Source organism: Gordonia sp. UBA7599, from assembly GCA_002477755.1.
Classification (GTDB): Bacteria; Actinomycetota; Actinomycetes; order Mycobacteriales; family Mycobacteriaceae; genus Gordonia.
Window position 1 is genome coordinate 1 of sequence record DLKD01000089.1, and the last position, 6,283, is coordinate 6,283.

5 protein-coding genes are annotated in these 6,283 nt (G+C 68.5%); 1 reads left to right on the forward strand and 4 read right to left on the reverse strand.

All coding sequences use genetic code 11. The annotated features are described in order from the left end of the window. Positions 1 to 230: 230 nt before the first annotated feature. Positions 231 to 1,307 carry a DoxX family protein gene (locus B4L26_RS10470; protein WP_290718729.1) on the reverse strand — a complete coding sequence of 359 codons (1,077 nt, stop codon included), beginning with the start codon at positions 1,305 to 1,307 and terminating at the stop codon, positions 231 to 233. Positions 1,308 to 1,383: 76 nt separating this feature from the next. On the opposite strand from B4L26_RS10470, the gene B4L26_RS10475 reads away from it, so the two are divergent. Then, positions 1,384 to 2,547 carry a PQQ-dependent sugar dehydrogenase gene (locus B4L26_RS10475; RefSeq protein WP_290718730.1) on the forward strand — a complete coding sequence of 388 codons (1,164 nt, stop codon included), beginning with the start codon at positions 1,384 to 1,386 and terminating at the stop codon, positions 2,545 to 2,547. A gap of 40 nt (positions 2,548 to 2,587) precedes the next feature. Here B4L26_RS10475 and gatB read toward each other — a convergent pair whose 3' ends face one another. From gatB to gatA, 3 genes are all read right to left on the reverse strand, one after another. Further along, complete coding sequence (gene gatB / locus B4L26_RS10480; RefSeq protein WP_290718732.1) at positions 2,588 to 4,090, reverse strand: Asp-tRNA(Asn)/Glu-tRNA(Gln) amidotransferase subunit GatB; 1,503 nt, start codon at positions 4,088 to 4,090, stop codon at positions 2,588 to 2,590. A gap of 27 nt (positions 4,091 to 4,117) precedes the next feature. Further along, a complete protein-coding gene (locus B4L26_RS10485) occupies positions 4,118 to 5,146 on the reverse strand; it encodes an ATP-dependent 6-phosphofructokinase (RefSeq protein WP_290718734.1) in 1,029 nt (342 codons plus the stop codon). A 44-nt stretch (positions 5,147 to 5,190) separates the two neighbouring features. Further along, positions 5,191 to 6,283 (reverse strand): Asp-tRNA(Asn)/Glu-tRNA(Gln) amidotransferase subunit GatA (gene gatA / locus B4L26_RS10490; protein WP_290718736.1); only part of this gene is annotated, 1,093 nt, incomplete at its 5' end.

Genomic DNA, 6,283 nt, shown 5'->3' on the forward strand with positions numbered 1-6,283 from the left:
GGTCGACCGCCGGTTGTTCCGGTGCGGCGGTCGTGGTGTCCATGACCTAACATTACCCGAACACACATTCGAGTACAAGGCTTAAATATGCAGGTCAGTGGCTATTGTGACACCTGTTCACTGGCGCATACCACTGCGGCCGATGGGATCAATCAAGGACCCTGCCCCGTGCCGCTTCTCCGCTTTCGAACGACCCTTTTCCCGGCCGACGGTGCCGACGTCTTCGATGCCTATGGATTCCCGGGTGAGTCCAGCGGGTTGGTCCCGTTGAACAGCATCCACACGCCGACGGCCAGCGCGATGCCCACGATCACCATGGAGACCGACCCGATTCCGGGTCGGCGCGCCCAGCCGCGGCTGCCGTCGACGCTGTAGCGCCCGGGTCCGCACAGGATGATCGTCACGAGCAGGACGACCAGGGCCGCGCCGAACGCGACGGACCCCTTCTGGTCGGGGAACAGGTGGACCGCACCTGCCACGGTGACGCCGAGTGCGAGGTCGAGGGAGGCGGTGGCGAGGCCGACGGCCGCCACGATCGGTGTGAGGAATCCGAAGACCAGGATTATGCCGACGACGATCATCGCGACCGACCACCCGACCGCGACGACGCCGGCCGACTGCTCGTCGAACCCGATCGCCCGGTTCTGCGTGTTCAACAGTGTCGTTTCGAAGCCGTTGAGCGAAGGACCCTCGAACCACCCGAAGAACCTCCGACAGCCCTCGACCGCCAGGTAGGCGCCCACTACGACGCGCAACAGCAGCAGGCCGAAGTCCAGGGTGCCGCGGCGCCCCAGTTTGCGCAGGTGCGCGACCTCGTCCTCAAGATCGGTGATTCGTCGGCTGCGCAATGCCTCGCCGTGCTCCTCGTACGGCTCTCCGATCGGCGCGACCCCGTCGTCGACGTAGTCGGGCTCGGCGAGATCGACCCCCGCAACCGGCGTGGCCGGCCCGGCGCCGCGCACGGCCTCGGTCGGTACCGTCTCGGGCAGCGGCGGCTCAATCAGCGCGGTGACCGGTAGCGGTGGGTGCTCGATTGGCTCAAGGCGCTCCGTCGGAACGGATATGGGCTCGGTCGGCGCGGATTCGGGCTCGGTCGGCGCGGATTCGGGCTCGGTCGGCGCGGATGTGGGCTCGCTCGCGGACTTCTTCTTGCCGCGCTTGCGCTTCGGGAAGTCGTCAAGGTCGTCGAGACTGTCGATCCGGGCATATCCGCTGGGAGGTGCGGGTACCCGAGTCGTCTCGACGCGGTGCTTGTCATCGCGGGAATCGGCAGCCTCGTCGGCGTCGTCGAATCGTTGGGAACCCATCGCTCCACGCTAGCGCGAAACACCGCGCATAAGCCGTAGACGCGGCGACTCCCCGGCAATCGCTAGGCTGGTCTGCATGCCCGCCGCTTCCGACGCCGCGCCGCGCCGATTCCGCACCGCGCTGGCTTTCGCCGCCGCCCTCGCGGTGCTGGGCACCGCCGGATTGGCCGGCTGCGCCGATTTCAGCAAGCAGGACATCGACCGGCAGGCCGGGCCGTTCTCGAAGAACAACGAATCGTTCGAGGTCAAGCGGCCGCCGAAGACCCCGCCGCCCCCGCCCGAAGACCTCCCGTCACCGCCGCCCGGCCCCTGCGTCGACCCCGATCCGAACGTCATCACCACCTGCCTGGCTTCCACCGCCGGCCTCATCCCCGGCGACGAGCGCGGGGACGTCACCATCGTCGCCGAACGCACCACCGGCCGGATCGTGTCCGCCAAACGCTTCTCCAAGCACAAGCTGATCGTCGACATCCCGGGCATCGATGCCTCCGGCGACGGCGGACTCATCGACTTCGCACCGTCTCCGACCTACAGCGAGGACCGGCTGATCTACGCCCTCATCACCACGGCGACCGACAACCGAATCGTGCGGATCGCGGCTGGCGACGTGCCCAAGCCGATCCTGACCGGAATCCCCAAGGGCCCCACCGGCAACCTGGGCTCGATGTTCTTCCGGTCGCGCAACGAGTTGGTCGTCGCGACCGGCAATGCCGGGAACCCGGCCGCCGCCGACAATCCGGCCTCTCTGGCGGGCAAGATCCTGTTGGTGACCGGCTTCTCGTCGGGTCCCAACCCGCGGCCGAAGGTCCTGGCCTCGGGCGTCGGGTCCAATCCGGCGTTGTGCCCGTCGAGCGACACCCTGTACGTGGCCGACGGCACTGGCAGTGCCGATCGGCTTTCACAGGTGGCCGGCGGCGCGCTGCGCACGGTGTGGTCGTGGCCCGACAAGCCCGGGCTCGGCGGCTGCGCCGTCACCGCCGGAACCATCGCCGTATCCACCATCCGTACCCAGCACATCGAGACTCTCGTCGAGCCCACCCCGGAGAAGCCGTCGGTGGACAAGCCGGTGACCGTGCTGGAGAAGCGCTACGGCGCGATCGGCCGGATGCGACCGGTGGGCAACGGCCTCATCCAGTTCGCCACGGTCAACAAGCACTACGGCACAAAGGTCGTCTCACAAGACGACCGCGTGGTGCGGTTCCTGGTGCCCGCCGCCGGTGGCGGCGAAAGCAACATGTGACCGGGCGCCGGAAGCGGTAGCGAGCGGGCCCAGTCCCCCGTTACTGGCAGGCAGCCAGTACTAGCTCCTTGACCCGGGCCGGATCGGCCTGGCCGCGCGTGGCCTTCATGACGTCGCCGACGATCTTGCCCGCGGCGGCGACTTTGCCGCTGCGGATCTTCTCGACGATGTCGGGATTGGCGGCCAGCGCCTCGTCGACGGCGGTCTGCAGCGCCGAGTCATCGCGCACGACCTCCAGGCCGCGCGCCGCGACGACCTCATCGGGCTCTCCCTCACCGTCGAGGACGCCGACGACGACCTGCTGGGCCAGCTTATTGGTGAGCTTCCCCTCGTCGACGAGCGCGATGACGCGGGCAACCTGCGCCGGGGAGATCGCCAGCTCAGCCAGCTCCACGGCGCGGCTGTTGGCCTGCTGGGCCAGGAAAGACACCCACCAGCTGCGCGACGCCTCCGGCGAGGCGCCCGCGTCGGCGGTGGCGATGATGAGATCGACGGCGCCGACGTTGACCAGGTCGCGCATCACCTCGTCGGACACGCCCCACTCGCTCTGGATCCGGGCGCGGCGCACCCATGGCAACTCGGGAAGGGTCTGGCCTAGCTCGGCGATCCAGGCGGCGTCCGGGCTCACCGGCGGCAAGTCCGGCTCGGGGAAGTAGCGGTAGTCCTCAGCGGTCTCCTTGCGGCGCCCGGCCGACGTCGAGCCGTCGCCCTCGTGGAAGTGCCGCGTCTCCTGGACCACCTCGCCGCCGTCGCGCAGCACTGCGCCCTGCCGGCACATCTCGTACCGCACGGCGATCTCGACACTCTTGAGCGAGTTCACGTTCTTCGTCTCGGTGCGCGTGCCGAACTCGGCGGCGTCCTTGAGCATGAGCGAGACGTTGGCGTCGCAGCGCAGCGAGCCCTGGTCCATGCGGACGTCGGACACGCCCAGCGCCTTGAGCAGGTCGCGCAGGGCGGTGACATAGGCGCGAGCCACCTCGGGTGCGCGCTCGCCGGCGCCGGTGATGGGTCGGGTGACGATCTCCACCAGCGGGACCCCGGCGCGGTTGTAGTCGAGCAGCGAATGGCTGGCACCGTGGATGCGCCCGGTACCGCCGATGTGCAGCGACTTACCGGTGTCCTCCTCCATGTGCGCGCGCTCGATCTCGACGCGCCACGGCGTCCCGTCGGCGAGCACGACGTCGAGGTGGCCGTCAAATGCGATCGGCTCGTCGTATTGGCTGATCTGGTAGTTCTTCGGCTGATCGGGGTAGAAGTAATTCTTCCGCGCGAAGACGCTCGACGGCCGGATGGAGCAGTTCAGTGCCAGGCCGATGCGGATCGCCGACTCAATCGCCGCGGCGTTGGCGACCGGCAGCGACCCGGGCAACCCGATGCACACCGGGCACACCTGCGTGTTCGGCTCGGCACCGAAGGTCGTCGGGCAGCCGCAGAACATCTTCGTCGCGGTGCCCAGTTCGACGTGCACCTCCATGCCCAGTACGGGGTCGTAGGTCGCGATGACGTCGTCGAACTCCATGAGCTCGGTGGTAGGCGCGGTCATGCGCCCAATCCTATCGGGGCGGGCCCCCTACCCGAACAGCGCCCGCGCCCCGTTGTAGAACTCCGCGTACACGTTCTTGCTGTGCCCGACCGCATCGGAGAACGGCACTCGGATGACCTGCGTTCCGCGCAGGGCGACCATCTTGCCGAAGTCGCCATCGGCGAGGGTGTCGCTGATCGCCTGCCCGAAGCGGGTGCCCAGCACGCGGTCGAAGGCGGTCGGCACTCCGCCGCGCTGGATGTGCCCCAGCACGGTGGCACGGGTGGTGATGCCGGTGCGCTCCTCGATGAGCGGTGCGAGGATCTCACCGATGCCGCCCAGGCGCGGACGATTGAACTCGTCGAGCCCGCGGTGAGAGAAGGCCGCGTCCATGTCGGGGAACGTGAAGCCCTCCGCGACGATGATCAGCGGCGCTCGGCGGCGGTCCTTGACCGCGTTCACCCACTTGCAGATCTGTTCGAGGGTCTCCGGCGCCTCCGGAATCAAAATGGCGTGTGCACCGGCGGCGACACCGGCATACATCGCGATCCATCCGGCGTGGCGACCCATCACCTCCAGGACCATGCAGCGCATGTGCGAGTCGCCGGTGGTCCGCAGCCGGTCGGCGGCCTCCGTGGCGATCTCGACCGCGGTGGAGAAACCGAAGGTGAAGTCGGTGGCCTCCAGGTCGTTGTCGATGGTCTTGGGAACACCGACCATCGGGATGCCGTCGCGCAGTAGCCGTGCCGCGGCTGCCATCGTGCCGTCGCCGCCGACGGCGATCACGCCCTCGATCTCGAGTTCTTCAAGGACCTTCTTGATGACGTCGGGCCCACCGTCCTCCTCGTAGGGCCCGTAGCGGCTGGTCCGCAGGATGGTGCCGCCGTTCTTGGAGATGCCGCGCACCGCCGAGCGGGTGAGCAGCTTGATGTCGCCGTGCACGAGGCCGCGGTAGCCGTCGAGGAATCCGACGAACTCCTGGCCGTGCACCGCCGTGCCCTGCAACACCGTGCCGCGGATAACCGCGTTCAAACCGGGGCAATCTCCACCGGAGGTCAGAATTCCGTAGCGCGCCATGCGCTCAATCTAGCCGTCGCGTGCTGGCTTCGCGCCGCGTCTGATCAGGCAATCGGGCCGCGTGCGGATTCGTACGCCGCACCGACCCGGTAGAGCCGGTCGTCGGCCAGCGCCGGGGCCATGATCTGCAGCCCGACGGGCAACCCGTCCGAGAGGCCCGAAGGCACCGACATGGCAGCGACGCCGGCCAGGTTCACCGGCAGCGTGCACAGGTCGAACAGGTACATGGCCAGCGGGTCGTCGACCTTCTCCCCCAGCTTGAACGCCGTTGTGGGCGTGACCGGGGAGACGAGGACGTCGACGCTTTCGAAGGCCGACGCGAAGTCGCGCGCGATGAGCGTGCGGACCTTCTGCGCCTGCCCGTAGTAGGCGTCGTAGTAGCCAGCCGAGAGCGCGTACGTCCCGATCATGATGCGGCGCTTGACCTCCGCGCCGAATCCGGCGTCCCGGGTCAGGGCCATCACCTCATCGGCGCTGTGCGAACCGTCGTCGCCGACGCGCAGGCCGTAGCGCATCGCGTCGAAGCGGGCGAGGTTGCTCGACACCTCCGACGGCAGGATCAAGTAATAGGCGCCCAGCGCATAGGTGAAGTGCGGACAACTCACCTCGACGACTTCGGCACCGCGATCAGTGAGGGTCTTCACCGCCGCCTCGAACGAGGCGAGGACGCCTGGTTGATAGCCCTCACCGGACAGCTCCTTGACGACGCCGACACGCACGCCGGACAGATCACCCTCGGCACCGAGCTTCGCCGCACCCACCAGGTCGCCGACGGGGGCGTCGATCGACGTCGAGTCGCGCGGGTCGTGCCCGGCAATGATCTCGTGTAGCAGCGCGGTGTCGAGAACCGTCGTGGCACAGGGGCCGCCCTGGTCCAGCGAAGATGCACAGGCCACGAGCCCGTAGCGCGAGACCGTGCCGTACGTCGGCTTGACGCCGACCGTCGCGGTGACCGCGGCGGGCTGTCGGATGGAGCCGCCGGTGTCGGTGCCGATAGCCAGCGGTGCACTGTGGCTGGCCAGCGCCGCGGCACTACCGCCGCCGGACCCACCGGGGATCCGATCGGTGTCCCACGGGTTGCGCGTCACCTGGTAGGCGGAGTTCTCCGTCGAGGAGCCCATGGCGAACTCGTCCATG